At 56.2% G+C, this 26,010-nt stretch carries 25 protein-coding genes and 1 pseudogene; 16 read left to right on the forward strand and 10 right to left on the reverse strand.

What is annotated here, in order from left to right; translation table 11 throughout:
• Positions 1-277 precede the first annotated feature (277 nt).
• The 5 genes from QT222_RS22105 (at position 278) to QT222_RS22125 (ending at position 5,761) form a co-directional block, all read left to right on the forward strand.
• The gene (locus QT222_RS22105) at positions 278-1,693 is read left to right on the forward strand and encodes an ABC transporter substrate-binding protein (protein ID WP_491478383.1); all 1,416 of its coding nucleotides are present in this window, start codon (positions 278-280) and stop codon (positions 1,691-1,693) included.
• Between the two features lie 72 nt (positions 1,694-1,765).
• Positions 1,766-2,716 (forward strand): nickel ABC transporter permease, encoded by a 951-nt coding sequence (nikB, locus tag QT222_RS22110; protein ID WP_014732705.1) that lies wholly within the window; start codon positions 1,766-1,768, stop codon positions 2,714-2,716.
• A 107-nt stretch (positions 2,717-2,823) separates the two neighbouring features.
• A complete protein-coding gene (nikC, locus tag QT222_RS22115) occupies positions 2,824-3,648 on the forward strand; it encodes a nickel transporter permease (protein ID WP_491478405.1) in 825 nt (274 codons plus the stop codon).
• Positions 3,645-4,736 (forward strand): ABC transporter ATP-binding protein, encoded by a 1,092-nt coding sequence (locus QT222_RS22120; RefSeq protein ID WP_491478384.1) that lies wholly within the window; start codon positions 3,645-3,647, stop codon positions 4,734-4,736. Before nikC ends, QT222_RS22120 begins: the two co-directional genes overlap by 4 nt.
• Positions 4,733-5,761, forward strand: coding sequence for an oligopeptide/dipeptide ABC transporter ATP-binding protein (locus QT222_RS22125; RefSeq protein WP_491478385.1), 1,029 nt, complete (start codon positions 4,733-4,735; stop codon positions 5,759-5,761). The genes QT222_RS22120 and QT222_RS22125 overlap by 4 nt, the downstream gene beginning before the upstream one ends.
• Before the next feature lie 108 nt (positions 5,762-5,869).
• Here the strand turns inward: QT222_RS22125 and QT222_RS22130 are convergent, their stop codons facing one another.
• From QT222_RS22130 to QT222_RS22145, 4 genes are read right to left on the reverse strand one after another with little or no spacing between them, the layout of a single operon-like run.
• A complete protein-coding gene (locus QT222_RS22130) occupies positions 5,870-6,598 on the reverse strand; it encodes a DUF7958 family protein (protein WP_491478386.1) in 729 nt (242 codons plus the stop codon).
• Between the two features lie 5 nt (positions 6,599-6,603).
• Positions 6,604-7,023, reverse strand: a complete 420-nt coding sequence (locus QT222_RS22135; RefSeq protein WP_491478387.1) for a hypothetical protein — start codon at positions 7,021-7,023, stop codon at positions 6,604-6,606.
• Positions 7,001-7,729: a DUF7958 family protein gene (locus QT222_RS22140; RefSeq protein ID WP_491478388.1), complete on the reverse strand. Its 729-nt coding sequence runs from the start codon at positions 7,727-7,729 to the stop codon at positions 7,001-7,003. The genes QT222_RS22135 and QT222_RS22140 overlap by 23 nt, the downstream gene beginning before the upstream one ends.
• Positions 7,726-9,258, reverse strand: coding sequence for a TrbL/VirB6 family protein (locus QT222_RS22145; RefSeq protein WP_491478389.1), 1,533 nt, complete (start codon positions 9,256-9,258; stop codon positions 7,726-7,728). Before QT222_RS22145 ends, QT222_RS22140 begins: the two co-directional genes overlap by 4 nt.
• A 964-nt stretch (positions 9,259-10,222) precedes the next feature.
• On the opposite strand from QT222_RS22145, the gene QT222_RS22150 reads away from it, so the two are divergent.
• Genes QT222_RS22150 through QT222_RS22160 form a run of 3 tightly spaced genes read left to right on the forward strand, consistent with a single transcriptional unit; the run spans position 10,223 to position 12,431 of the window.
• On the forward strand, positions 10,223-11,107 hold the full coding sequence (locus QT222_RS22150; protein ID WP_491478390.1) for an ABC transporter permease subunit: 885 nt from the start codon (positions 10,223-10,225) through the stop codon (positions 11,105-11,107).
• On the forward strand, positions 11,104-11,859 hold the full coding sequence (locus QT222_RS22155; protein WP_491478391.1) for an ABC transporter ATP-binding protein: 756 nt from the start codon (positions 11,104-11,106) through the stop codon (positions 11,857-11,859). The genes QT222_RS22150 and QT222_RS22155 overlap by 4 nt, the downstream gene beginning before the upstream one ends.
• The gene (locus tag QT222_RS22160) at positions 11,856-12,431 is read left to right on the forward strand and encodes a DUF8130 domain-containing protein (RefSeq protein ID WP_491478392.1); all 576 of its coding nucleotides are present in this window, start codon (positions 11,856-11,858) and stop codon (positions 12,429-12,431) included. The genes QT222_RS22155 and QT222_RS22160 overlap by 4 nt, the downstream gene beginning before the upstream one ends.
• A 322-nt stretch (positions 12,432-12,753) precedes the next feature.
• On the opposite strand, the gene QT222_RS22165 is transcribed toward QT222_RS22160, so the two are convergent.
• The 3 genes from QT222_RS22165 to QT222_RS22175 form a co-directional block, all read right to left on the reverse strand.
• Positions 12,754-13,614 carry a helix-turn-helix transcriptional regulator gene (locus QT222_RS22165; RefSeq protein ID WP_491478393.1) on the reverse strand — a complete coding sequence of 287 codons (861 nt, stop codon included), beginning with the start codon at positions 13,612-13,614 and terminating at the stop codon, positions 12,754-12,756.
• 131 nt (positions 13,615-13,745) lie between these two features.
• Complete coding sequence (locus tag QT222_RS22170) at positions 13,746-14,555, reverse strand: hypothetical protein (RefSeq protein ID WP_491478394.1); 810 nt, start codon at positions 14,553-14,555, stop codon at positions 13,746-13,748.
• 163 nt (positions 14,556-14,718) lie between these two features.
• On the reverse strand, positions 14,719-15,504 hold the full coding sequence (locus QT222_RS22175) for a hypothetical protein (RefSeq protein ID WP_491478395.1): 786 nt from the start codon (positions 15,502-15,504) through the stop codon (positions 14,719-14,721).
• A gap of 266 nt (positions 15,505-15,770) precedes the next feature.
• On the opposite strand from QT222_RS22175, the gene QT222_RS22180 reads away from it, so the two are divergent.
• Together QT222_RS22180 and QT222_RS22185 are read left to right on the forward strand one after the other, a co-directional pair.
• Positions 15,771-17,183 carry a sodium-dependent transporter gene (locus QT222_RS22180; protein ID WP_491478406.1) on the forward strand — a complete coding sequence of 471 codons (1,413 nt, stop codon included), beginning with the start codon at positions 15,771-15,773 and terminating at the stop codon, positions 17,181-17,183.
• 1 nt (position 17,184) lies between these two features.
• Entirely contained in the window at positions 17,185-17,508 is a 324-nt protein-coding gene (locus QT222_RS22185; protein ID WP_004056461.1) for a DUF8026 family protein, read from the forward strand.
• A 173-nt stretch (positions 17,509-17,681) separates the two neighbouring features.
• On the opposite strand, the gene QT222_RS22190 is transcribed toward QT222_RS22185, so the two are convergent.
• Both QT222_RS22190 and QT222_RS22195 read right to left on the reverse strand, forming a co-directional pair.
• Positions 17,682-17,864, reverse strand: a complete 183-nt coding sequence (locus QT222_RS22190) for a hypothetical protein (RefSeq protein WP_014732711.1) — start codon at positions 17,862-17,864, stop codon at positions 17,682-17,684.
• 161 nt (positions 17,865-18,025) lie between these two features.
• Positions 18,026-18,367, reverse strand: coding sequence for a DUF8108 domain-containing protein (locus QT222_RS22195; protein WP_491478396.1), 342 nt, complete (start codon positions 18,365-18,367; stop codon positions 18,026-18,028).
• Between QT222_RS22195 and tnpA the strand changes: the two are divergent.
• The 4 genes and pseudogenes from tnpA to QT222_RS22215 all read left to right on the forward strand — a co-directional run bounded on the left by tnpA (position 18,354) and on the right by QT222_RS22215 (position 22,076).
• A pseudogene (tnpA, locus tag QT222_RS22200) lies at positions 18,354-18,744 on the forward strand (IS200/IS605 family transposase). The gene QT222_RS22195 and the pseudogene tnpA sit on opposite strands and share 14 nt — an antisense overlap.
• 241 nt (positions 18,745-18,985) lie before the next feature.
• Complete coding sequence (locus QT222_RS22205; protein ID WP_004056459.1) at positions 18,986-20,383, forward strand: ATP-binding protein; 1,398 nt, start codon at positions 18,986-18,988, stop codon at positions 20,381-20,383.
• Between the two features lie 29 nt (positions 20,384-20,412).
• Positions 20,413-21,099: a helix-turn-helix domain-containing protein gene (locus QT222_RS22210; protein ID WP_491478397.1), complete on the forward strand. Its 687-nt coding sequence runs from the start codon at positions 20,413-20,415 to the stop codon at positions 21,097-21,099.
• 761 nt (positions 21,100-21,860) lie between these two features.
• Positions 21,861-22,076 carry a hypothetical protein gene (locus tag QT222_RS22215; RefSeq protein ID WP_004056457.1) on the forward strand — a complete coding sequence of 72 codons (216 nt, stop codon included), beginning with the start codon at positions 21,861-21,863 and terminating at the stop codon, positions 22,074-22,076.
• Between the two features lie 4 nt (positions 22,077-22,080).
• Here QT222_RS22215 and QT222_RS22220 read toward each other — a convergent pair whose 3' ends face one another.
• Positions 22,081-22,686, reverse strand: a complete 606-nt coding sequence (locus QT222_RS22220) for an HD domain-containing protein (RefSeq protein ID WP_491478398.1) — start codon at positions 22,684-22,686, stop codon at positions 22,081-22,083.
• Positions 22,687-22,971: 285 nt separating this feature from the next.
• Here QT222_RS22220 and QT222_RS22225 point away from each other — a divergent pair, with 285 nt between their 5' ends.
• Together QT222_RS22225 and QT222_RS22230 are read left to right on the forward strand one after the other, a co-directional pair.
• Positions 22,972-23,709, forward strand: coding sequence for a sporulation protein (locus tag QT222_RS22225; protein ID WP_004056455.1), 738 nt, complete (start codon positions 22,972-22,974; stop codon positions 23,707-23,709).
• Positions 23,710-24,048: 339 nt separating this feature from the next.
• Complete coding sequence (locus tag QT222_RS22230) at positions 24,049-25,902, forward strand: cation:proton antiporter domain-containing protein (protein WP_491478399.1); 1,854 nt, start codon at positions 24,049-24,051, stop codon at positions 25,900-25,902.
• The last annotated feature ends 108 nt before the right edge of the window (positions 25,903-26,010 follow it).

The raw sequence follows: 26,010 nt of genomic DNA on the forward strand, positions 1-26,010 counted from the left end.
TTCAATAACCAAACCAAAATTGTTTTCTAAGCAGACCAGAGTGTGCCTGATATGATTACAGAACATGTTCGGAACGGCTTGGTGGGCCCGAGTCTGCAGTCGGTATTTTGCTGTATTTCGAGCTTTTTCGCGGTGACAGTAGTTTCTGCGGAGAACACCAATGCGTAGGCGTAGACGATATTCCAGACGACAGTTTCTTGGCGGACTCACAGCAGGCACCGCCAGCCTGATTGCAGGTTGCAGTAGTTCACAATCAAAATCAGATGGGTCATTCACCGTGGCAGTCACCCGTGACCCAACACGGGAGAAGTGGGACGTGTACAACGGCGTGACTCCGTATTTTACCCACGTGTTCGAACCGCTCGTGGGTGTCACTGACGACATGCAGACCGAACCGCTTTTGGCGACGGATTGGGAGGCCGTCGACGAGACGACGTGGGACTTCTCACTCCGAGAGGACGTTACCTTCCACAACGGTGAGCCACTGACTGCTGCTGCCGTCGTCCACTCGTTCGAGAGCGTCTTCGAGCAATGGTCGTGGGTGCCCGGATGGATCGGCGTCGAACCCAACGGCGTAACAGCAGTCGATAAACACACAGTCAGGTTCCAGACGACAGAGCCGTTTCCGGCGTTTCCGGGAACAATTTCTCACAACTACTTCGGCATCCAACACCCCGATGCGACCGACACACCTGTTGGAACGGGGCCATTTCAGGTAAGTCACGTCGAAAAAGAGCAGTCAGTGACGCTCACGCCGTACGAAGGATACCGGAACGATGCAGAACGACCCTCCAAGCTCACGTTCAAGTGGATTAAGGACCCGAATACCCGACTGCTCTCCCTCGAAAAGGGGTCAATCGATATCGCACAGACGATTCCGAAGAGCAGAGCGTCGTCCGTTTCCGATGCCTCCGAGACAGCTATCGAAACAGGACTAAGCCCCTCCGCGGGGCTCGTCGCAGTCAATCTCTACAAATCGCCGACCGACGACGAACTACTCCGGAAAGCGCTCAACTGGGCTGTCGACCAGAAACAACTGGTCGAGAGTGCACTGAACGGAATCGGTAAACCGGCCCGAGGGCCGATTTCCTCGGTGATTCCGTGGGCAGTCCACGACGACCTTCCGACATACGGCCCGGACAGAGAGAAGGCACGAGAACTCGTCGAGAAGTCGAAGTACGACGGGGAGACACTCTCGATTCTGGTCAACAGCGAGAATACGGACGACGGAACAATCGCACAGATTCTCAACGGCTGGTTCTCCGATATCAACGTCAAAAGCGAGATACGGCAGGTCGACCCGGCGTCGTTCAACGACACGTTCACGGCTGGCGAAGCGAACTTGACGCTCGTCGGGTTCGGGTCGAACAGCGCTGCGTGCGATTACCTCATTCGGGCGATGTTCCACTCGGAGGGAAGCGATAATCGCAAACTACACGAACGGAACGGAACCGGCGTCTACAATCCCGGCCCCGAAATCGACCGTCTCATCGAAGGTGGATACCGAGCCGAAACGATGGCAAAAAAGCGTGAGTACTACGGAGAGGTACAGAAACGAGTCGTTGACACTGGGGCGGTTATCCCCCTGTACTATAACGAGCACGTTCTCGGACGCCAATCGAGTGTCTCCGGAATTGACGGCCATCCAATCGACAAGATGGTCGGCTGGTCGTCGCTCTCTCGGGAGCAATGATATGGCCGAAGATGATTCGAAGCAACGAGAACAGAACGAGCTTCTCAATTCACCGTTCGATAGGAGAGTGAGATGAATAGTCAGTACCTACTGAGACGACTGCTGGCGATGGGTGTCGTCCTCCTCGGAGTCTCGCTTCTCACGTACGGGATGATATTCATCACGCCCGGAGACCCGGCACGGACGATACTAACCCAGCAGATGGGCGGGCAGACCCCATCGCCAGAAGCGGTCGAACAGTTTCGGGCGGCGAACGGTCTCGACGACCCGTTTCCCGTTCAATACGCTCGCTGGATGGGAGGTGTAGTTCAGGGCGACTTCGGCCAGTCGTATTACAGCGACCAGTCGGTGACCGCGATGATTGTCCAGCGACTGCCGAACACGATTGAACTCGCCGTCGCGTCGATGCTTGTCGCAATCGCAATCGCGGTTCCTGCCGGAATTGCGAGCGCGGTCAATCCTGGGAGTCGAACTGACTACGCCGCACAGTTCGGTGCGCTTCTCGGCGTTTCGATGCCGAATTTCTGGCTCGGGTTCCTGCTCATCATCGTCTGTTCGCTCTGGCTCGATATCTTCCCCGTCGCTGGTGCCGGTGGATTCGAATACCTCGTTCTCCCGGCGCTCACGCTCGGGTCGGGGATGGCCGCGGTTATCACCCGATTAGTCCGAACAGCGATGCTCGATGCACTCGACGCCGCCTACATCCGAACGGCCCGGTCGAAAGGGTTGCTCGAACGAATCGTCGTCTACAAACACGCCTTCCGGAACGCGCTCGTCCCCGTCGTGACGGTCATCGGACTCCAGTTGAGCTACGTCCTCAACGGTGCCGTCGTCGTCGAAGTCGTCTTCCAGCGACCGGGGCTCGGAACGTTACTGGTCGATGCAATCTTCGCACGCGACTACCCAATCGTTCAGGGAGTGACGCTTCTCGTCGGCGTTATCTTCGTCGTGACGAACTTTGCAGTCGATTTGACCTATCGACGGCTCGACCCCCGAATCGACCACAGGAGTGAACCGGCGTGAGTCGAGAATCGTCCAGCGTGGGTCAGGAACCAGTCGATGCGAGTCGGGAGTCGACCACTGTGCCAGCACGCGAAGAAGCCAGCAGGCGGAGTCGGTGGCGTGACGCGATTCCATCAGACTGTCTCACGCAGTTCGGGGTGGCGGTCGTCCTCGCGTTGCTCATGCTTGCAGTGTTCGGGCCGTTCGTGTCGCCTTACGACCCAGTCGAGCAAGACCTCCAGCATCAACTGGAATCCCCATCGGTCGAACATCCGCTCGGAACCGACCAACTCGGCCGTGACGTGCTCACGAGACTCCTTCACGGAGCACGACTGTCACTCGGCGTTGCCGCCGCCGTGACGGCTGTTCGACTTGTCGTTGGCACAGCAGTCGGTCTCGTTGCAGGGTACGCCGGTGGGTGGGTCGACGAAGCACTGATGCGGCTCGTGGATACGCTACTCGCATTCCCCGGTATCATCCTCGCATTGGTTATCGCCGGGGTTCTCGGCCCGAGTCGCGTGAACGTGATGCTCGCATTGGCAGTCGTCGGTTGGGCGTCCTACGCTCGGTTAGTTCGGAGTAGCGTACTCTCACTTCGAGAACGCGAGTTCGTGACTGCTGCCCGCTTGCTCGGTCGGTCGCGGATGCATGTCGTCACCCGTCACCTGATTCCGAACGTCGTTGCACCAGTCGTCGTGCTCGCAACGCTCGATATTGGCGGCGTTATCCTCGGAACTGCTGGACTTTCGTTCCTCGGTCTGGGCGCACAACCGCCGACGCCCGAGTGGGGAACGATGCTCGCGTCGGGGCGTAACTACTTACGAGAGGCGTGGTGGCTCGTCAACGCTCCCGGAGTCCTCATCATGCTCACCGTCTTCGGGTTCAACCTCCTCGGCGATAGCCTCAGAGACGCACTCTCACCAACCCAATCAGCGCAACTCGAACAGCTATGACCGACCCACTACTTCGCATCGAAGACCTGCACACACAGTTCGACACCGACCGCGGGATAGTCCACGCGGTCGACGGCGTCTCGTTCACAGTCGACCGCGGAGAAATCGTCGGTATCGTCGGCGAAAGCGGAAGTGGAAAATCCGTCACCGCCCGGTCGATTCTGCGACTGGAGGAACCGGGCCGAATCGCTTCCGGGACGATTACACTGGACGGCGAGGACCTGACCGCTGCCGACGATTCGACGCTCCGTCGAGTCAGGGGGGACCGCGTCTCGATGGTCTTTCAAGACCCAGCGGAGACGCTCAATCCGGTGTTCCCGGTCGGCGAGCAGATTGCCGAATCGGTTCGGATACACGAGACAGGCCAGTCCCAGCGACTCCTCGATTTCCTCGGCGTACCGTTATTCCGTGATCGCGCCTCGTGGAGAGATGCGCACGAGCGCGCTGTCGAGTTGATGGACCAGTTGGATATTCCGAATCCTGAACACCAGTCTTCGGGGTTTCCGCACGAGTTCTCCGGTGGTATCCGCCAGCGTGCAGTACTCGCGATTGCACTGGCGAGCGACCCGGATTTACTGGTCGCCGACGAGCCCACGACAGCACTGGATACGACGACACAGGCCGGTATCTTACGACGGCTCCGAACCCTCCGAGACGAACGGAATCTGGGTGTGCTTCTGATTTCGCACGATATCGGCGTTATCGCACAGACCTGCGACCGCGTCGTCGTCATGTACGGCGGGAAGGTAATGGAATCAGGAACGGTCGAGGACGTGCTGACGACGCCAGAGCACCCGTACACCCGGGCACTGCTCGCGTGTTCTACCCGGAACGTCGCTTCCGACGAGCGGGTCAACGCGCTCGAAGGCCGACCGCCGAATGCCATCGGCGGCCACGACGGGTGTCCGTTTGCCGACCGGTGCACTCACGTGACACCCGAGTGCCGCGAGGGAGACGTTCCGATGACTGAAAGCGAGTCAGGCCATCCCGGCGCCTGCGTAGAAGCGCCGCGAGAGGACAGCGCGGGAGTGGCCAGCCCTAAGACGAACCGGCCAAAAATCGCGCCAAACAGCGGGGAGAGCCAGTGATTTCAGACGAGATACACGAGGATAAAAGCATCTCGAATGATTCACCAGTCGTCGAATTACAAGGCGTCAGCAAAGCGTTCACGGCAGGTAGCTCGATACTCAAGCGATTATTTCGACGGGACGAAGCGTCGGTCGCAAGAGTGGTTTGCGACGTCTCACTGGCGGTCAAGAAAGGCGAGACCGTCGGTCTCGTCGGCGAGTCGGGGTGTGGAAAGTCCACGCTCGCGAAGCTTGTCACTGGACAGTTGGCACCCGACACCGGGAGCGTCTTGCTCGATAGCAACCCGGTGGGAGGGTATACGGAGCGGTCCGAAACACAACATCGTCGTATCGGCGTGGTCTTTCAGAACACTCGCGACAGCTTCGACTCACGGTGGACGATTCGACGGTCACTCACGGAATCGCTCGGTCCGACCAGCGCACGAAGCGCCGTCTGGTCCGGCGAAGTCGAAGCACTCCTTCGAAGTGTGAATCTCGACCCGAAGGTCGCGAGTCGGTATCCGAGTGAGCTTTCCGGTGGGCAACTCAAGCGCGTCGCCATCGCACGGGCGCTCGCACACGACCCCGATGTAATCGTCCTCGACGAGCCAGTTTCCGGACTCGACATGGCGACGCAGGCGACGATACTCAACCTCCTTGCCGACTTCCAACGACAGTTCGGCGTCGGGTATCTGTTCATCTCTCACGACCTCGACGTCGTCCGGTATCTCGCCGACCGACTGGCGGTCATGTACGCGGGAGAAATCGTCGAGCGTGGCCCGGCTCAGACGATTTTCGAACAACCGAGTCATCCCTACACGGAGGCATTGGTTCGTGCAATCCCGAGTGATAATCCAGCCGATGCGCCGCCAGAGCCACTGCCGGGCGACCCACCAAATCCAGCAAATCGACCGTCGGGGTGTCCCTTTCATCCGCGGTGTTCGTACGCGGATTCCCGGTGTGAGGAGTCGCATCCGGAGTTTACGGACACTCACACTGGAAAGTCGCGGTGTCACTACGTCGAGGATATGCACCCGGATGACTGATAGGTGGCGTTAGCGCGATAGTCGAACTGTATTCTCAGTGTGAGTTACGAAATCGTGTCTGATTGGTATCGCTACTACTGTCGGGGGTGTTGTTGAGGACGGTGGAGGTCAGTTATCGCCGATCCCGTCGCCGTTGATATCGAGCTTCCCAATACCCTCAATTTGGTACTCTTCCGGCGGCATTTCACCCATATGGTAGTAGAGGTCCCGAATTTGTGCCATCAGGTGGCCCACTACGACACCGTGGAAGTGCTCTTCGAACGTGACGTGATCTTCGAACTCCACACATCCAAATTGACAGAACACATCGTCGTGGTGTTCTGCATACGGACTTACGTCTCCAGTTTGGCGAGTCTCACCCGAAGGACCGCTGTAGCGGACCGCGACTGGCGCGACATCGACGATACGGTTGTCTTCGTTCATCCGGAAGAACTTGTAGATCACTTCCGTATCTGGTTTGAACTCGGGGTCGTCAATGAAGCGTTCGACATCGCAGATAGCCTCGTAGAAATCACGGAAATCACGCCGGAAGTCCTCTAGCGGGTAGTTAAGGACTGCTTCGACTGCTCGGTCGAGATAGTCCGGGTCCCACATCGGGGCGAGGATATCTGCGTCGGGGAACTCCTGTTGGGCCGCATATCTCGCGCGGACTTCTACTTGGCTCATGATGTGCTGTTCGTCTTGGGTGCGATCTTCGCGTTTGTGGGGGTAGATGTCGTTCCCGTGGAATATGATTTCACCATCGAGACCAACCTCCACTTTATGCATACTATCTCTTTCGTCGAAGACCTTGATTCCGATTCGCCCTTTCTTTTTACCGAGGTATTCTGTTTCCATGGTTGTTAGAATATACCGTCGTCCGTATCTCCAGACTCACTCGCACTGTCGCTACTATCGTCGAATGTGAATTTGTCAGTGATAACACCTTTGACGTTACGTGCACCGTTGTAGATGCCGTCGGCGCTGAGGTAGTCGTCGTATCGTTCGACGCCTTTCTGGAACGTGAAACCAGCCCCTCCCGCTGCGGCAAGGAGCGCCACAGTGAGACCAATCCCAGCGCTAGCAGGAATCGCACCCGTAATCGCACCCGCGGCAACCGCCTTCCCTGCCTCTTTGATGTACCCTTCGACCGCCCCATCTGATTGGTCCTCCAGATACTCCTGTTGGCTCTGGAGCGCCCGGAATTGGAGCCGACTCTGCTGGTCATCCGTGCTACTGCGTTTGAACTGATATCCAAAATCAGAGTTCGCCGATGCCGTCACCGTGAATATCGAACTTCCCGATTCCTTCGACTTGGTACTCTTCAGGCGGTACTTCGCCCATGTGATAGTAGAGGTCTCGAATCTGGGCTAGAAGATGACCAACAACGAGGTCTTGGAACTGCTCTTCGTAGTCGAAGTCGTCTACGAACTCAATCATTGGCAGACAGCAACTGATGAGTTCATCTTCGGGATAGTCCGGCTTTGGACCGTAGTCCTCAGCACTGTTCTCACCGAAGTAGTGTCGGACGAAAACTGGTGAAACATCGACTATCTCACCATTCTGGAAGCGATAAAATTTGAAAATATTGACCATCTCGGGGTCGAAGTCCGAGTCAGTGATGAATTGACTCGGCTCTCGAAGCGCTTCGTAGAAGTCCCGGAACTCTCGGTGGAACTCATCAAGCGGATACTGTGCGAGCGCTTCGAGACCTGCCTCCAAGTGCTTGATATCCCACATCGGCTGAAGGATATCTGCGTCGGGGAACTCCCGTTGAGCAGCATACTTTGCGCGAATCTCGACGTGCGTCATCAGGAGTTGTTCCTCGTCAGTGCGGTCCTCTACTTTGAGAGGGTAGTCCTTGGTTGCATGCTGACCAATTGACCCATCCCACTTAACAGAGATAACGTGCCGGTTGTCGTTCTCATCGAAGACTTCGAATCCGCAGTCTTCGCCATCGTAACCGAGTAGGTTTGCTTCCATGTTCATTTGTATTTCTCGTGTTCTTTAGATGCATTGCTAGCACTCTCGTCGGTAGTACTTCTGTAACTATCGACAGTATCAGTGGCGTATTTGCCAGTCGATTTAAAGCTGTCTAGAAAGGCGGTCCCAAATTGACCGAGTCCACCGCGGACCCCGTTGTCAGTGGTCTCCTTGAGCAAGAACGCGGCCATACCGGAGCCAGCAATTGTCGCCGCCCCAGCCAGAGCAGCACCGCCGACGCCGAGTGCGCCGAGGCCCGAAGCTCCGATAGCACCACCAACGACTACCCCCGCCGCCGGACCGGCCATCTCCTTGACCATCTTGACTGCCGGGTGGTCGGGCTGTTGGCTCTGGATCCTCCGGAATTGGAGTCGCTTCTGCTGGTCCTCCGTGAGGTCCAGGAACTCCTCTTCCGTGAAGTCCGTGATGCTGAGTTCGCTGAAGTCCTCACTCTTCTCCATGTAGTGCTTCCGAGCACGCTTTTCTCGTAGCTCCCGTTGCTCATCGGTCGGGTCGTCAGCATAGAAACGGAATCCGTCAGATGTGAAACCATCGGTTTCGGCAGAGGCCTCGCGCCGAGCGTCCACCATGGTGTACTCGTCGGTGGTACTGATCGCGCCCGTCTCCATGTTCTCAGAGGAGTAGCCCGGTTTGTCCGGGTCAATCTCTATGTCGTCGAAGCCAGGGTGATTGAAGCCCCCGAGGTCATCGGAGTCCACATCCTCGGAACTGTCAACCACGCTCACGTTATCGAGGTCGTTCCCGCCGTCAGCGACAGCAGCCATTACCGAACCCGAATCGTCGGCCGCTATGCTCTGGGCCGCTTGCTGTCCGGTTTCTCTGGCTTGGGCGACAACCCCCCCAGAGCTGATGCCACCGCCGCCCATCCCACCACTGCCAATGCCACCCGAAATCGAGCCTCGACGCAGGTTCGAAATCGTATTCTTCGACTTGCTCAGTGCCTGTCCCGGGCTGGGTGTCGGGATACTCCCGAGTCCGGCCCCGGACAACCACTGCGAGATTTTCATGCTCGGCAGTAGACTCGTCGCGGCAATCGCGAGCGGTATGATGAGCAAGTTGATAACCGCGCCGAACGGGTCGGAGAACGTCGCATCGACGCCCGTGGCAGTGGCCGCACCGCTGAAGGTGCTAATCGTCTCCGACGTGAACTTCATGCCGACCGCCAAGATACCCGCGACGAGGATACCGCCGGGGATGAGCATCCCCGTCGCCTTGAAAAACTTCTCCGAGAGGTTCTTCCCGTGCTTGAGCGGACCGGCGTCGGCGACCCAAAAGATGATGAGAAGCGGAAACAGCGCGTACGTGAAGTAGACGAGAATCTGTCGCGCAATGAGCGCCACGAACAGGCATATCTGGGAGAAGACGACGACGAGTACGAGAAGGCCACCGAGGATGGCCATGACCGACGGCGGGACCGTGCCTGCAAGCCCCGCCGCAGGGTCGTCCGAAAGCGAGACCGAGAGGTCGACGCCCTTCAAGAACAGGTCGATGCTCTCGTTCGATATCGTGAACACCCACGCGAACGCCCCTTTCGAAAGTTACTCGCATCACCGCAACAGATACTTCGAATCAATTTGAGGCTACGAATTATTGCGAGGTGGAACGTGTACTTCGGTAGAATATTTATGTTGCCATTTACGGCAGTATGTTTGTAACTGTTTATATTACTTGATTATGTAATGATTTGACTTCCTATTATCTAGTTTGAATTCATAGAATAGTTGATTATTAGTTCGGGAACGGTCTTGTGGGAATTAAATAAATCTGTTGGCGGCTACTCGGCTCACTGTCGTATCATAGATAATACTCGGTGTGAATTCTGAAAGAAGTCCTAGATTCGACGGGACTTTGTTCAACGTAGTCGTGGCAGCCGTTCAGCTGTCATTGAGAGTTTCACACCGGTATTGAGACGACTAATGAGAAATAAGATATCTGAGATATCGACCACATCAGGAATCAACGAAAAAGTCACAACCTATATAGTATCAAATCAGCAACTAGTCCAGTATTGAGTCGTCCTTGGTTTTCTCGATATTGCACCAGATAGTCAAATCCAGATACTATTGGTATAGCCCACCCATTATTACTCATAGACAATAAGATGTATTTAATTATAAAGTCACTCAAAATATTAGTTTATTCCCGTGGCACTCACGCTACTGGATCGGCCTCTCAACGAACGACGACCATCTTCGCTGTTTTGGACCTTCTCGGCGTCGGACTTATCAACAATCCACCAGCGGGTATCGTCCCCACGGAACTCCGAGGGTTGGGTTCCATTGCCACTGGCTGCCGCTCCTGCATTTGGTCTCGTGGTCGCTCGGGCCGATGACGCGGACAATCATGTCGATACCGAACTCACGCACCCACGTACAGTAGCCGCGTACAATAACGCGACACCAATTAGAGTCGTAGATGAATCTCTAGTCGGAGGACAATTGAGTCAGGCTTTTGTGACATCTAGTTGTCTTGTTGTCTATGCAATGGTCCCCCCTCGCTCGCAGAGAATGCCGAACGATACTCAGTTCGAAAGGTGCGTGGATGCTCGCGGTCCTCGTCGTGTTGTGGGGGTTTCGACCCACGTACGGTGGATGGGACGCCGTGGGCCAAAACATCACCATCGGCTACATTCAAAACAGTGCCAACCTGCTCCTCCCTATTGGTGTGCTGCTTCTCACGTACCAGTCACTCATCGGTGAGCGGACGACGGGAAGTATCAAGTTCCTCATCGCCTTGCCCCTGAAGCGGGCGCAAATTGTACTCGGAAAAGGCGTCGGGCGGTTCGTCGGAATCGGTGCGAGCGTCGCCGTGGCGATTCTCGTACTCAGTGGCATCGGCCTCGTCGAACACGGCGGGTTCGACGTCGTTCCATTCGTCGGAGTCGTGCTTGCAACGCTCCTCTTCGTCGCCGCGCTCGTCTCGGTCGGGGTGCTAATTTCGACCGTCGTGGACAGGACCGTAACGGCAGCCGGGACCGTGTTCACGTATATTCTGATGACGCTGTTTTGGAGTTCCATCATCTCGAAGGCGTACACGGCACTCACTGGGGTTCCGGTCGACCCGTACGATGCCCCGGCAAGCGGTCCACTGTTTCTCGCACTCAGACTGACGCCGGATGGAGCGTACAACGTTCTGACGAACTGGCTCCTCGGTGTCGGCAACTCCACCGAGTTGTTCCAAACCGTCTACACCAAGCTGGCACCGGGACAGACGATAAACGCCTTCGTCGTAGAAGCGGCGTTCGACGGCGGAACGGGACCGTGGTATCTCCACCCATCGCTCAGTATCCTTGTCCTGGCCGTCTGGATAGTGGTACCATTGGTACTCTCTCGCCGTGTCTTCACCCGAGGTGATGCGCTATGAGCGACGAGGCTCCGATAATCGAGACGAACGCGTTGACCAAGGAGTACGGCGACATTCGTGCCGTCGACGAACTTGACCTCTCCATCGAGTCCGGCGAAGTCTACGGATTCCTCGGGCCGAACGGTGCCGGAAAGTCGACGACAATCGGGCTGTTACTCGACTATCTTCGGCCGACATCGGGGACAGTACGCATCTTTGGGATGGACCCCCGCGAGAAACCCATCGAAGTGCATACTCGAATCGGTATTCTCCCGGACCGATTCGGACTCTACGAGGACCGTTCCGCTCGGCAGCACGTCGAGTTCGTCGCCGAAACCAAACGGGTGGCTGACGACCCCGAAAGTGTCCTCGAACGCGTCGGGTTAGCGGATGCAATCGACGCCGACACGGCAGAGTTCTCGAAAGGAATGGAACAGCGACTCGCGCTCGCGATGGCACTCGTTGGGGAACCCGAACTGCTCGTTCTCGACGAGCCGTTTACGGGTCTCGACCCTCACGGCGTTCGTCGCGTCCGGGAAATCGTCCACGAGGAGAACAACAGGGGTGCGACGGTGTTCTTTTCGAGTCACGTCCTCGGACAGGTCGAACTCGTCTGCGACCGCATCGGCATCCTTCACGAAGGTCGACTCATCGCCGAAGGCTCCGTCGACGAACTCCGCGATGCGGCGGGGGTCGGTGACGATGTGGTAATAGAAGATGTATTTGTCGAATTAACGGGCGCTCGCGCCGAAATCGGAGGTGAGTCCCGATGAAGCGCCGGACGTTTTTAGCCGCGAGTGCAGTGTCGATAGCCGGCCTCAGTGGGTGCATGGCCGACACCGAGTACCGGGTAACAAAAGCGACGACCGAGATGTCCACCGATCCGTTCGAGATGTCAGTAGAACGTACAGTCAAAGACGCTACTATCGAGCATCCCGCCGAACTCACGTTCACGCTGGAGAATACCGGAGACGAACCCGTTCGAATCAAAAGCTACGGAGTGTGGCCGTTCGGCGTGCTCGGACTGCTCGATTCGCCAGGCGGAGACGATTACATGACAGAATCTGGACTCAACTCACCATCGTACGAAACGAGCGACCGCGTCGAAGTCAAGCCGAACGGAATGAGTATTAGTAGTGAACCATTGACTCGGACGATTAAACCGGGGAAATTGGTCTCCCGACGGTACGAACTCGACGGCGACGACATCTACAGGGCAGGAACGTACTACGTCGTCCCCGAATTCGATGACCATCCGTCAAGTTATACGACAGGCGATAGTTGGTCGACGCTCGACTACCGTCTCCAACTCGATATCGAAGAGAAAGAGCGCCTGCCGTTCTAGCCGATACAGCCGGATCGGTTTTCTACTGCGACGCGTAGACGACTGAACAGTTAAATGATGAAGCCGCGAGTCAGCTATTTCGTTCGGTGTGGCTCAGCGAATTTGTCTGCAAATTGGTCTCGAATCTCTCGACGGAGAAGTTTACTCATCGCTTCGTAGACAACCGGGCCAAGTATTCGTCGAATAAACCGACCAGCTCGTCGGTACAGTCGGCTTTGAGCGAAGCAAATTCGGCACTCCACTGCGGGTTGTCCATAGGCGGCGCTATCTTTCGCTCAGAAGGGTTGCTGTCCGCTCACGCTCCGTAGTTCGTCGACACTCGTCAACCCTCGACGACCGATGCGCGTCGTCGACGATCTCGGTACCGGCCGCGTACCCACTCGCGTACCGGCGATTCTTCGACCGTCACCTCCACGACGGCTTGGACGTGCTTGTTATCGTCGTACACGACGATTACTGGCCGCTCGTCGACGTGCCCGACCCCGACGGCGACGTCAGTCGGTTCGTCGGCACCATACACGGTCATACTCGCAACCACGCTCTCCACAAGCGACGGACGCACCGACTTCAAGTACTCAACGACTGGAACTGGGATAACGAGTTCGAACGAGGTAGTCTCCTCGGTGCGGCCCGTCAGTACTTCGAGATAGTTTGGAGGGAACTGGGGCATGAACAGTTGCACTGACTCGCCCTTGACGAGCAACTGCTGCAGACGCTCCTGCGGCGTGTGGGGGTTGTACGGAGCAGCGGTTGTGATGCAGCAGTCCTGCAGGCACGCGACGCTACCCGGCAATTCCCCAGGGAACCCAGAGCGGACGGTTGCGAGTCGGTCGGCGTCCCGTGCAGTTTTCACCACTTCTTCGAGTCCCCGGAGATACAGTTGGCCCACGTTCGTTATCCGATAGATGCGCTCGGAAAGATTGCTGCAGATGCATTCGCGCTCGCGTAGTCGTCCGAGGTTCCGTTTGAGCGTCGTTCGGTGGACATCAAGGGTGTCCTCCAATTCCGTCGTAGTGTGCGGCGACTCGTCTAGGCAACCGAGGATTCGCAAGGGAACCGGTGACCGGGTAAACAGCGCTAGGTCAGCGAGCATGTTCTCCAACGGCAGGTTACAACCCGTCACGTGGTCGGCGGCGTCGTCCAACTCGGAGTTATATTCATCCGTGGTACGTTGACCAATCATGGCAGCATATCAACACGTATATCGGACTATACATGATTGTTTATATTCATTGTCTTTTATTTTAAACTAGGTATGAGTATCTTCTTAAGTGCTAACTTAGCTATTACTCGAGCCGCCGGACGACAAACTCGCTACAGGTAGTGCCAAATGGTCAGAACGATGGCCGTGAGTAGCACGACCCCGAGACCGTGTTTGAGGAGCCGTCGCCACAAGTATCGTCGAAACGCGTCGAAACCCCGGTCGGAGATTGCGAGTGGAACTCCATCGCCCCCGCGGAGAACGCGCTCACCGTTTTCGACGGTGAGGTGACCGAGTACCGTTATCGTGTCGCCGTCTCGAATGGGGATGGAATGGAGGTGGTAGTCGTCGAGAGGCTCGGCGTCGATGTTCTCGAACAGGTCCGGAATCTGGTCGAACGTTCGTGTCGTCTCGTCGGTAGTCAACTGGACTGCGGGGGATTTCCACAGACTGTGTCTGAACTTGAGCCAGTTGCTCCAGCCAGAAGATAGCTCCGGGAGCCGGGCGGTATCGTACTGTTCTTGGAGCCACGAAGGGTCTACGCGGACCGAATCGGTTCCGTTGACGACACTGAAGCGGCCCGATTCTAGCCCCGTGTCGCGGTTACGCCTGGCCGGTTGCACCGACCACGTGTTGAAGTCGATGGTGTTTCCTTCCCTCGACGGGGCCGTAGTGCGCCAGAGATAGGCACCGACACTCCGATCGGTCCGGTCAACGACACGGTCGGCTTCCCACGCGGGATCGTTGACGACGACCTCGCCCTCGACAGCCGCTGGCTCGCCACCGACCGCACCACCCGTCTCACCGGGGGTGTAGGAGGACACTGCCCGGAGCACGATTGCGGTATCGAGCAGGTGGCCGGCGCTGTTGAGCAGATATGGAACGAAGAACGCCGACAAGACGAGGGTAAACGCGTCGACCATATCAGTGTATATTTCTTTTTATGAATGCTCGTTAAAAATTGCGGATGATTTGTTACTGTCAACCACCCGGCCCCTCGTGGTCAGCCGACTCCGACGGGGAATGGCCGGAAATACTCCCAGCTGGTGACTAGCTGAGGCGCCTGACCACGTCGTCGAATTGGTTTCAGATGTTGACTTCTTTGGAGAGGCTAAGACCGAGCTTCTTGCAAACCGGACATTTGATGATCTCACACGGGTCAGCGCAGACCTTCACTGTCCCGCCGACGGTGAAAGTCGATCCCGAGAACGAGATAACCGGACATACATCGAACTCCAGATCGAGGATGGAGTACGACGTCTTGAAGTCGCTCAGACAGAATCCCTTGTCGGTGATATCATAGCCGACAGAGAAGCTCGAGATTGCGAACGATGCTCCACCGACGTACAGGTCGACGGACAGTTCAGCGCTCATACCACTGAGGGAGCTCTTGATCCTCACGCCCATCCCGAAGCCAACGCTAACCGAATGTCCTTGGAACGAGATCTTGCCGAAGTCCTGTTTGAGGTAGAACGACGGGAGGCTAGCGGTCGAGACGCCGTCCGTAGTCACCGCGCGGTCGTTGAAGTAATGTTCCGGGAAGCCCGGCGGTGCCTCACGCGCCAAATACTCCTTGTAGCTCTCGACCGCGAAGGGCTTGCCCTCCGGCGTCCGCGCGTTCCGGTGTTCTCCGACGTAGACATCGGCGTCTTCGAGTGAACTCGCGGACAGCGTACCGACGGCACCACGGCCTCCCGTGGGTTGTTTCGTCGGCTGCACGTCCATTTCCGCAAGCGCCTTCCGAACTTCTGCTTCAGTCAGTTTCCCGTGTTCGTCCTCCGCCGCCGCGACAGACGGAATGAGTGCTGTACTGCCGAGTCCGCCAGCGGTCAACAGTAGATTTCGTCGGGAGATGTTCTGATCGTCAGACATCAAGTCAGACACCGAAGTGATATTTACTCAATGTATTCCGTGCACATGTGCACGGCGCGCACGAAATTTACATATGATTTTCAGCGAGCACATCAGACGCTCAACGGACGAACCCAGCTCGGGAGGTTAACTAGACAGTGCCGAAGCCTCCTACAGAAGAGGGAGCATATAATTAGCTCCGTTTCGAGTGTCTAGTCAGAACTAAGATGGCAGATTCAGAGGCAAGAACAGCGAGAGAAGAATGGGGAAGTCGATTCGGCTTCCTGATGGCGATGCTAGGGGCGATGGTCGGCGCAGGCAATATCTGGCGAATGCCCTTCACCACAGGTGAAAACGGTGGGGGTGCATTCCTCGTGGCGTATATTCTTCTGTTGTATGTTATCGCAGTACCCGGGTTGATGGCTGAGACGATGATCGGCCGGTACACGAACAACGGGGTAATCGGAGCGTTCAAACAAGTATTTGGCAGCAAGCGAGCACAGGGACTCGGTCTCGTTGTCCTCATCGTCAACGTGGCACTGATGTCGTACTACGCTCCCATCATCGGCTGGGCGCTATACTACGCTGGACACTCCATCCTGATGACGTTCACTCAGCCAGGTTTCCAACCACAGGCGTTCTGGGACGGGTTCATCAACAACCCGGCGCTAGTCATCGGGATGCACACGGCAACGATGGCTGGACTTGCGGGGGTTCTGGTCTTCGGCATTCGCCGCGGAATCGAGCGAGTCGTGAAGTGGATGATTCCGCTTCTCGTCGTTGCGCTTATTGCGGTCGCCGTCCGCGGCGTGACGCTTCCCGGAGGGATGGACGGAGTTGCCTTCGTCTTTACTCCCGACTGGGGGTACCTCACCCGCGGAAGTACGTGGGTTGCGGCCCTTAGCCAGGCCCTCTTTTCGACCGGGCTGGGCTGGGGAATCGCGCTCACGTACGGGAGTTATCTCAGCCGGTACGACGACGTGCCGCTCGGTGGTGGTCTCTTTACCGCCATCGGGAACACGAGTGTCGGCCTGCTGGCTGTGTTCGCTACGTTCCCCGTGGTCTTTGCCTTCGGCCTCGAACCGAGCGCTGGGTCAAACCTCCTGTTTCTCTCGCTCGCGGAGGTGTTCCCGGAACTCCCCGGTGGTGGACTGTGGGCACTCGTGTTCTTCGTCTCGTTCTTCTTTGCAACGTTTACGTCCGGTCTCGGAATTACCGAAGTCGGCGTGACGACAGTCTCCGAGGAAACGCGCCTCTCGCGGACGAAATCGGTGCTCACAGTCTGTGGCGTAATCTGGCTGCTTGGTCTGCCAAGCGCTTACTCCTCGTCGTTCCTCGGACAGATGGACTTCATATTCGGGAGCTTTGGCCTCCCGCTGGCGACGCTGTCGATTATCGCACTCGTCGCTTGGAAGTTCGGGCCGGAACGCGCCCGCGTCATCGACCTCAACCGTAACGCCGGCATCTACATCGGGTCGGCGTGGAATCCCGTCATCAAGTACGTCATCCCCGTGGTGATGCTGTTTATCATCGGTTACGGCGTCGTCACGAGTCTCGGAACGGAGAACCAGCAGTTGATGATTCTCGGTGTTGCCATCATGGCTGGCCTCGTCGTTGTCAGTACGGCCATCATGAGTGTCATCGGGACGGTACCCGAAAAAAATGCAGAGAGTACCACACTCGCCAACGGAGGTGACTGAAATGTCGCTTTCACCCGTCGTCTGGGCCTCGATGATACTGACTATTATCGTGTTGCCCGGGGTCGCGAGCGTCGTCCTCGTGAAGTCGCTTCGTTCCGAGGAGCGTAAACTCACGCTTCTCAAGGAACAAGACCAGATTGATAGCTACTCGCCGCGGGCACTCGCGGACCTCCGAGAGTGGATAGAAAAGCACCCCGACGACCCGTACACACCGGTTGCCCGAGACCGGTACAACGAGTGCGTCGAAACACTCCGAGAGATAGAGGAACCGTACTACGACTGGTCTGAAGCGGAGATCAACCAACTCCAGACGATAGACAAGTAACTCCAGACGATAGACAAGTGATGACTAACGTATCTATCCAGCGTGGTATATGCGAGGAATTTCTTCGCGCTAGTCGGTAGCGGGCAATTCGGAATGTCAGTCGAGAGCGATTCCACGGACAGATCCCACTGTTGGAATGAAATTCGGGCAGTGATAGAACGCGGAAGAACCGACTAGTCCGTCCGGTGTGACTCCGCAAACGAACCTGCAAATTGGTCCCGCATCTCTCGGCGGAGGAGCTCGCTCATTGCTTCATAGACAACTGAGTCAGGGTACTTATCGAACAGATCAACAAGCTCGTTAGCACAGTCTGATTTGAGCGAAGCAAATTCTGCACTCCACGGCGGGTTTTTCATAAGCACTACTATTTCTCCATCTGAACTTATGCTTTTTCATTGAAACAACATCGATGGTACGTTCTGTCAGTTACAAGTGACGATGTGTCTAGGGGAACTATCAAAAGGTGATACATTGAATACGCGAGGATATTTACTGTTGTTCGGTATCGACGTGTGTATCAGCTATCTCCCCCGTCAGCGGGAGACCGAGATGAGGTTGAGAATTCATTGATGCCACAAGGTCTACAGTAGTAATTATAATTCTCTAACGAGGTCCAAACCGGAAGCCCGACAACGTATTCCTCCCGATATCGACGAATCAACCCTGTCAGGCGCGAACCGCAGCAGACACAGGTCTCCTTTCTGCGTTCGGACGACCCGAAGACACGGCTATCAACAGTCTGCACCCGCCCGAATTTCGAGAGTTCGCGGCGTCGGGTCAGTCGCCCGCGGAAGCGAGGATTCACGAGAACGCCAGTACTCAAAGATACGAATGCAAACACAAGGATGAGAAGTGACACAAGTAAGTATCACTTCGTGTGGTGTCCAAAGTACTGCCATCCTGTTCTCAGCGTGGTGGAGGACGACGTGCGAGAGTTGTTTGGTGACACTGCCGACCACTTCGGACACGAGATTCTGGCGTTGGAGATAGCGGTCGACCACGTACACCTGTTCGTGCAAACTGATCCGAAGCACAGTCCGGCGGACATCGCTCGGCAGTCAAGTCGTACTCAGGAACGCACTTGCTGGAACGGTATCCCGAGATTCGGGAGTCGTATTTCTGGGGCGGCGGATTCTGGAAGGTTGGGTATTACGTGGGGGGTTGAACGGCATGGGGACGACAGGAGCAGTGTCGAAGGAAGTGGTTGAACCGCATATCGAGGAGACGGAACACTAGGCCGAGTGTCGGGCTTCATCACCAGAAATCAGAGATTTCTGGTTAGCAGTCAGACGGCTTGCTGTCTGACGACACCCCCGACCCCGGTGGGTCGGGGAACTCGCCCTCCAAGGTTGTTTAGACCGGACATCCGAGATGCGCTGCTAAACAGTTAGTGAATCTCGATTAGTAAAATCATGATTAGTAAAATTGGGATTTAGATATTCAGAAGGATTATCACACCCCCAGACGAAGACTAGCTATGAGCTACCCGCGCTTTGTCAACCGGAACGACGAACTAGAGATGCTGGAGTCGCGGTTCGACCGTGAGACAGCAGAACTACTCGTCGTATACGGTCGACGGAGGCTTGGCAAAAGCGCGCTCGTCCGCGAAGCGATTCGAGACCGTGACGATGCGGTCTATTGGCAGGCTACCGAGGAGACGCCGGATGTGCAACTCGCGAGTTTCGTCGAAACGGCACGCGAGACCTTTCCAGTCGTCGAAGACATCAAACGGGACTGGGAAGCACTCCTTCGAACGCTCGGTCGACAGGACGCAATCGTCGTTCTCGACGAGTTTCCATACCTGGTCGAGTCCGACGATTCACTGCCCTCGAAACTCCAGCGTGTCTGGGACCTCCACCTCGAAGAAACGGGGACGTCGTTGGTTCTCGTGGGGTCGTCAATCAGCGTCATGGAAGAGAAAGTCCTCAGTGGCGGAAGTCCACTTTACGGTCGGCGAACTGGGACAATCGACCTCCCACCGTTAAGCCTGACCGACGCACAGGAGTTTTACCCAGACACGGACCCAGAGACGAGTATCGAGACGTGGAGCGTCTTTGGTGGGACACCGTACTATCTGCGTGCACTCTCGCCGTCTGCGTCGCTCGCCGAAAATATTCAGTCGCACATCCTTTCGGAACACGGCGTCCTCCACAATGAACCGGAGTTCCTGCTACGCACGGAGTTCGGGATTCGAGAGCCGCAGACGTACTACACGATTCTTCGAGCGATTGCCACGGGCAAACGCGAAACGGGCGAGATTGCGAACTTCGCCGGAGTCGACTCAAACTCGCTCGGCTCGTACCTCGCAAAGCTCCGGCGGCTTCGACTGATTACGCGAGATATCCCGATAACTGAGAATCCCAATGCAACGCGGAAGAGTCGCTACCGACTGAACGAACCGTTATTCCGGTTCTGGTTCCGCTACGTGTATGGGCAGGAGGGCAAACTCGCACAACTCGGCGACGATGCCTACGGCGAGTTAGTTGAACCCTCGTTTTCGGACTACATGGGACCGATGTTCGAAATCGCCTGTCAAAGCGCGGTCCCTCGACTGATTCCCAAGACGTACCACGGCATCGGCTACTGGTGGCACAAACAGCACGAACTCGACGTTGTCGGACTCGCGGGCGACGGAACACTTGTCGCTGGCGAATGCAAGTACACGACTCGCAAAATGCACGAAGGCGACCTTGCCGACCTCGAACGCAGCGCTGCACAGGTAGACTGGACGCCACCGGAAGGCGGTGATCCAACGTACCACTACTGTTGTTTCGGTCGGTCCGGATTTTCCGATGGGTTGCAGGAGACTGCTGCAGAGCGCTCTGACGTGTCGCTGTTCACGCCGAAAGACATCGTAGATTCAAAATCAACATAATCATCAACACAGGAAAGTGACCGGTGTCTATGGGTTTTGTCGCCGAATACGAGATCGCTTGCGAGGCATTACCGCTTGTCGAGGTGGCGGCAACAGTCCCCGACGCAACACTCGAAGTCAAAATGCAACCCAATCACGGTGGGTATACACTGTTCATCGTCTACGTGACTGGGGGAACCGCCGTGTCGGTCGAAGAGGCGTTTGAATCGGCGACATTCGTCGGTGAATACACGCTCGTCGGCCAAGCAGGAGAGACACGTCGGTATCAAATCAGTCCGGCAGTCAGCATGGAAGCGCAACTGGGTGAGTGTATCGATAACCTTTCGCACCTCCATTCACTCGCCTCGACCGAATCACTCATCGACCGTATCTGCGTCACACCAACCGGCTGGATTCAAAGTGGCTGGTTCGCTGACAGGGCAACTCTCGATGAGTTCCGCACATTCTGGCAGCGCAATGGGTCGTTTACGCTGCGGCGACTCACCCGTGACGGTGAGGTGGAAAAACCGGGGGAAGGGTTAACTGACTGCCAACACGAAGCACTCCGAACCGCCTATGGGATGGGGTACTTCGATATTCCGCGAACAGCGACCCTCGACGAGGTTGCAACCGAACTCGGGATTACTGCTTCTTCGCTTTCCGAGCGACTTCGACGTGCGCAGACCCATCTCATCGAGACAAACGTCGGGCTGATGTGGCCGCCGTTACCCGAATGAGTGAACCACTACATCAGCGAGGTGCCGTTACGAAACGAGAGTATATAAATTTCCGAGTGGCTGAGAGACAACACTAACGGACTCCCACTCAAACTCACAGCTCCGACGATGGAAGCAAAAGCTGTCACGTCGCGCTCGCGGCAGCGCCAACAGTCTCTCTCGACCGACTCCTACTGTATGAACCGGCCTTGCTAGTTGGTGAGCATAGAGGCGACGACCTAAGTGACCGAATGCAAGCACTATTCGACGAGGGGAAGCGCCAAGAAGCAATGTGACTATTCATCGAAGATACAGGTGGGCTTCACGGCGTTGAACAATTGCCATAGTGGCCTAAAGAAGCGAACCTTCATCTCGCTGAAACCGTAATCCGGGAGAACTACGAAGTGGAAGCGTACGAACTCTCGGAAGAGTCGAATATCGATGTACCGGCGCTCCTTGTGGCTGGCAAACAGAGTCCAGAACGACTCCGGGATGGGGTTTCGAGTTAGACGAGCGCCTCCCCGAGAGCCGTGTCACCGAACCCGATGGAGTTTGACACATCACGACTGAATCAGCACCAGCACGTCTTGCGACTGTCGTGAAGTCGTTTATTCGCGGAGCATAACGAGAGAACAAGGTCAGGGTTAGCTGTATTGTCCAGTTACTCGGTATTGCCGGCTGAAAAAACGGAGGCGGACGTGTTATCATAATCTACGATGAATGACTTGTCTTAACACCCACATTTTTTACCCAGGGCACCGTTCGAGACAGTAGAAGAGCCGATGACTCCGGAACAGGGTGGACACACGCCACTTTCTCCTCGAGCAAAGCAGGCTTTCGAGCACCTACAGCCGATTATCGATGAGTACGAATCGGGGATGCCTGTGACGGACGCACGGCAACAGTTACAATCGGCAGACCAAGACCCCGATGCTGTCGACGAACTCCTCAATAAAGGCTATCTGTACGAAGTTGAGGGACGCGTGTACGTGACGTAGGGAGTTAAATCTGGCAGGGCCGACCGATCTCCGCTTCATAGCGACGCTTCAGTTCCGCGAACAACTCCTCGCCAACCACAGTTCGGAATCGCGGTGCCGCAGTTGCGAAGAACTCGTCTAAGTTATCGAATTCCGAGAAGTGCGGGTTCGACTCGGATTCATCGTATCGGTCCTCTCGTTCGTATTTGAGCGCCTGCAAGCAGTTGTCGACAAGGTCCATATCTTTCACGAACTGTGCGGTTTCGGTCTCACGGGCTTCGTACGCTTCCCACTGTTCCACGAGTTCGACGTTCGCAAACGGCTCCAAGAAGTCAGTAACAGCACGCCGCTCTGCTTCTTCTTTCTCTGCGGACGAAATCTCCTGCTGGTTGGCTTCTGCGCGGGTCGCAATGTCGCCCGTGCGTGCCTCCCCAAGGTCGTGGATAAGCGCCATCGCGGCGGCTCGCTCTCGGTCGACGCCCACCTCATCGGCGTAGAGCAGACAGAGCACCGCCGTCCCCCACGTGTGCGCGGCGACCGACTCCGGAGAATCGACGTTCCGTAAAACCCAGCCCGTTCGGCGTTCGTCCTTCAGGTCGAACATTTCGAGGAGTGAGTCGAGTTGGTCCATCACGAAACTACGTCGTCGTCAGAGCCCTTTGAGAATAGCGAGTCTGTGAGGCAATTGCAGGAGATTTCTAGACTATTCAAGTTTTTAAGATAATTTAGATTATTTGAATTTCTGGGATTATCTAGATGGGCAGTGGGTATGCATCCAATAGCAACGAGAGGAGTAGATACCCTAAACAACGAGAAAGCGTATTCCTCCGATAGCAGCGAGAGAGACACAGACGCAACAGACACACACAAGCCACCAAGTACATTATGTCGCTGGACGAAACGTCGGTTTGCAACGATGAAGAAGGTCCTCGCAAGCATCGGAATTGGCAACGCAACCGTCGACACCGTCCTCCCCTCTGATACGGTCCGTCCGGGTGAGACGGTCGACGCTGAAGTACACATCACGGGTGGGTCCGTAGAGCAGGATATCGGGACGATTCGGTTCGAACTCGAAACCCGATACCGAACGGAAGAGGGCTACCAAGAGGTGGACATCAAGAAGTACACCCTTGCCGACGGTCTCACTATCGAACCGGAACAAGAAGAGACGCGGTCGGTGTCACTCGATATCCCGTACACGACACCCGTTACCCTCGGGAACGTCGATGTCTGGGTCGAAACGGAACTCGACATCAAGATGGCTGTCGACCCCGAAGACAAAGACTACCTGAACGTCCGACCTACGCCGCGTCTGCAGGCGGTCTTTGACGCGCTCGACGAACTCGGCTTTTCGCTCCACAGCGCCGAGTGCGAGGCGGACCCGCACAGCTACTTCACGTCACAGCGGCGGTTCATCCAAGAGTTCGAATTCCGGCCCACGTCGGGTGAGTTCCGAGGAACGCTCGACGAACTCGAGGTTATCCCGCGGCCGAGTGCGGAGTCGCTCGAACTCTTCGTCGAAGTCGACCGCCGGGGAGGAATTCTCAGCGAGCTCGGCGACCTCGACGAAAAGAAGGTACGAACGACGATTGGGACGACCGACGTGAGCGAGGTTCGAGACGAACTCGAGACGCTGATTCGGAATAACGCTTAAATTCAGCTTCCGATACGGGCGGGGACAGATGAGCAATAAACCGAAGCGCTGTCGTGCGTCTTAGCCGCTCACCCTCCGTCTCTCGACACTTTTTCTATGGATTCGCCGTATCTGTGGACGGTTATATCGTCGCTCCAAGATGTCGAACTGGAGTTCGTTCCATTCAGAGGGACAAGACTGCAGACGAGTGCACTCCAGTTTGGTACCTGGCGCTTTAGGAAGAAAACCGGACAAGAGCCAGACACCTAGAAGTATATACAGAGTGCATAGCGATTAATCCGATGCCGACCATGGGTGTTAACTACACTCAAGGAGTATTTGAAGAATGAAACTGAACCCGTGGCCGCTACAATCGAACTAATCACGGTTGTCGTGACAATCCTCGGGCTTGGAGTTGCCGCTCAAGTCGTCTCAGATAGGTTGCAAATCCCGAGTGTGATGTTCCTCATCCTCGCGGGTGTCGTCGTTGGACCGGAAGGGATTGGTGTTATCACACCGGGTGTTTTCGGTGATGCACTTCCGGCGATCGTTGGACTCAGCGTCGCAATTATCGTCTTCGAAGGGGCCTTCCACCTTCACCTCGATCGCCTGTACGAAGCCCCACGGGAGACGTTCCGCCTCGTCACAATCGGCGCAGCAGTCTCCCTCATCGGAACGGCAATCACCGTTCGATACGCACTCAATGCTCCATGGAATGTGGCCCTCTTAATCGGGTCGCTCCTAGTAGCGACCGGGCCGACAGTTATCACGCCCATTATGAATGTTGTTCCCGTGCGCAACCGTGTCGCCACCACGCTCGAAACTGAAGGTGTCGTCAACGACGTCACGGCTGCAATTCTTGCCATCGTAATGTTCGAATACGTTCTACTGGAGACACGTGGACTCCTGACGCTCGTCCGTGAATTCGGGGTTCGATTCGGCGTCGGTGTTCTTGTCGGGAGTAGTATTGCAGGAATAATATGGTATCTCCTGCGTCATGTGGGAACCTCTACCGAGAACACACCACAGAACGCTCGGTTAATCGCCCTCATCGCCTCTCTCATCATGTATGGGGTGGCAGAGCAGATCGCCTCGGAAGCAGGCATCGCCGCCGTTGCTGCGGGGGGGTTCATCCTCGGAAACACCGACCTGCCGTATCAAGACTCCATCGAACGCTTCAAAGGTGACGTAACACTTCTCGTGATCTCGTTCGTCTTCATCACGCTAGCCTCGCTTCTCTCTCTCAGAGATTTGCTCGCACTTGGGGTCGGTGGATTGGTCGTGGTCATCACGATTGTCGGAGTGATCCGTCCCGCTCTCGTTATGCTCTGTACCCTCGGAGACCGCCTGACACTCAACGAACGTCTCTACATTAGTGCAATCGGCCCGCGAGGTATCATCCCGGCCAGCGTCGCAACCCTGTTCGCGCTGGAGTTACAGCCGCAGAATCCGCAAGCAGCAACGATGCTGGTTGGGACGGTATTCCTCGTAATCTTCACAACCGTCGTCTTTGAAGGAGGATTAGCCCGTCATATCGCACAGGCCTTGGACGTGATTCCAATGAGGACAATCATCATCGGCGGCGGACGCGTCGGACAAGCACTTGCTGAACGGCTTGAAGAACGAGGCGAGGAGGTCTTGATCATTGACAATGACGAGCAAGTTGTCGAAAGCCTCCAAATGGATGGCTTCTCTGCTCGACACGGAGACGGGACCAGTCGGGAAGTTTTGCAGGCAGTGGGCGGCGGTAACGCGAAGGTGGTGGTGGCGGCGACACCGAAAGACGATGTTAATCTCCTGAGCGCACAACTCGCGAAGAACACGTTCGATGTCGAGACCGTCGTCGCCCGTGTGAATCAGCCAGGCAACATCGATGCATTCGAAGATATCGATGTCGAGGCGATTTCGACCGCCATGTCGATCGCGTGGTCGATGGACAACGTGATCGAGCGACCTGCAATCTCTCGCTGGATGACCGAATTAGGTCGAATGGGCGATGTACAAGAAGTCGAAGTGACATCCAATTCGGTTATTGGGAGGACGGTTTCGGAGCTCATGGCCGAACTCCCCGAGGGCTGTCACCTCGCACTTTTGAGTCGAGAGGAGATGAATCAATTGCCGCATCCGGACGACACCATCAATCAAGGGGACAACCTGACATTTATTGGTCGGACAGAAGCAGTCCATCAAGCTATCGACTATTGCACCAAATAAGGCGTGGAATTTGAAGTACAAACGGAATGGAAAGGGGCGGACAAAATCGCCTGTGAGCCGGAACAGGACGATTACTGTTACACAACACAACCGCGCTACAACCCGTCG

The organism is Haloferax sp. s1 (assembly GCF_058382125.1).

Coding starts and splice junctions, on each gene's coding strand:
- QT222_RS22190 (WP_014732711.1), bottom strand. CDS start 17,864: ATGAAAAACCCGCCGTGGAGTGCAGAATTTGCTTCGCTCAAATCAGAC.
- QT222_RS22225 (WP_004056455.1), top strand. CDS start 22,972: ATGAAGAAGGTCCTCGCAAGCATCGGAATTGGCAACGCAACCGTCGAC.
- QT222_RS22160 (WP_491478392.1), top strand. CDS start 11,856: ATGAAGCGCCGGACGTTTTTAGCCGCGAGTGCAGTGTCGATAGCCGGC.
- QT222_RS22150 (WP_491478390.1), top strand. CDS start 10,223: ATGCAATGGTCCCCCCTCGCTCGCAGAGAATGCCGAACGATACTCAGT.
- QT222_RS22155 (WP_491478391.1), top strand. CDS start 11,104: ATGAGCGACGAGGCTCCGATAATCGAGACGAACGCGTTGACCAAGGAG.
- QT222_RS22140 (WP_491478388.1), bottom strand. CDS start 7,729: ATGAACATGGAAGCAAACCTACTCGGTTACGATGGCGAAGACTGCGGA.
- QT222_RS22205 (WP_004056459.1), top strand. CDS start 18,986: ATGAGCTACCCGCGCTTTGTCAACCGGAACGACGAACTAGAGATGCTG.
- QT222_RS22170 (WP_491478394.1), bottom strand. CDS start 14,555: ATGGTCGACGCGTTTACCCTCGTCTTGTCGGCGTTCTTCGTTCCATAT.
- QT222_RS22175 (WP_491478395.1), bottom strand. CDS start 15,504: ATGTCTGACGATCAGAACATCTCCCGACGAAATCTACTGTTGACCGCT.
- nikB (WP_014732705.1), top strand. CDS start 1,766: ATGAATAGTCAGTACCTACTGAGACGACTGCTGGCGATGGGTGTCGTC.
- QT222_RS22185 (WP_004056461.1), top strand. CDS start 17,185: ATGTCGCTTTCACCCGTCGTCTGGGCCTCGATGATACTGACTATTATC.
- QT222_RS22210 (WP_491478397.1), top strand. CDS start 20,413: ATGGGTTTTGTCGCCGAATACGAGATCGCTTGCGAGGCATTACCGCTT.
- QT222_RS22165 (WP_491478393.1), bottom strand. CDS start 13,614: ATGATTGGTCAACGTACCACGGATGAATATAACTCCGAGTTGGACGAC.
- QT222_RS22130 (WP_491478386.1), bottom strand. CDS start 6,598: ATGGAAACAGAATACCTCGGTAAAAAGAAAGGGCGAATCGGAATCAAG.
- QT222_RS22120 (WP_491478384.1), top strand. CDS start 3,645: ATGACCGACCCACTACTTCGCATCGAAGACCTGCACACACAGTTCGAC.
- QT222_RS22180 (WP_491478406.1), top strand. CDS start 15,771: ATGGCGATGCTAGGGGCGATGGTCGGCGCAGGCAATATCTGGCGAATG.
- QT222_RS22220 (WP_491478398.1), bottom strand. CDS start 22,686: ATGGACCAACTCGACTCACTCCTCGAAATGTTCGACCTGAAGGACGAA.
- QT222_RS22215 (WP_004056457.1), top strand. CDS start 21,861: ATGACTCCGGAACAGGGTGGACACACGCCACTTTCTCCTCGAGCAAAG.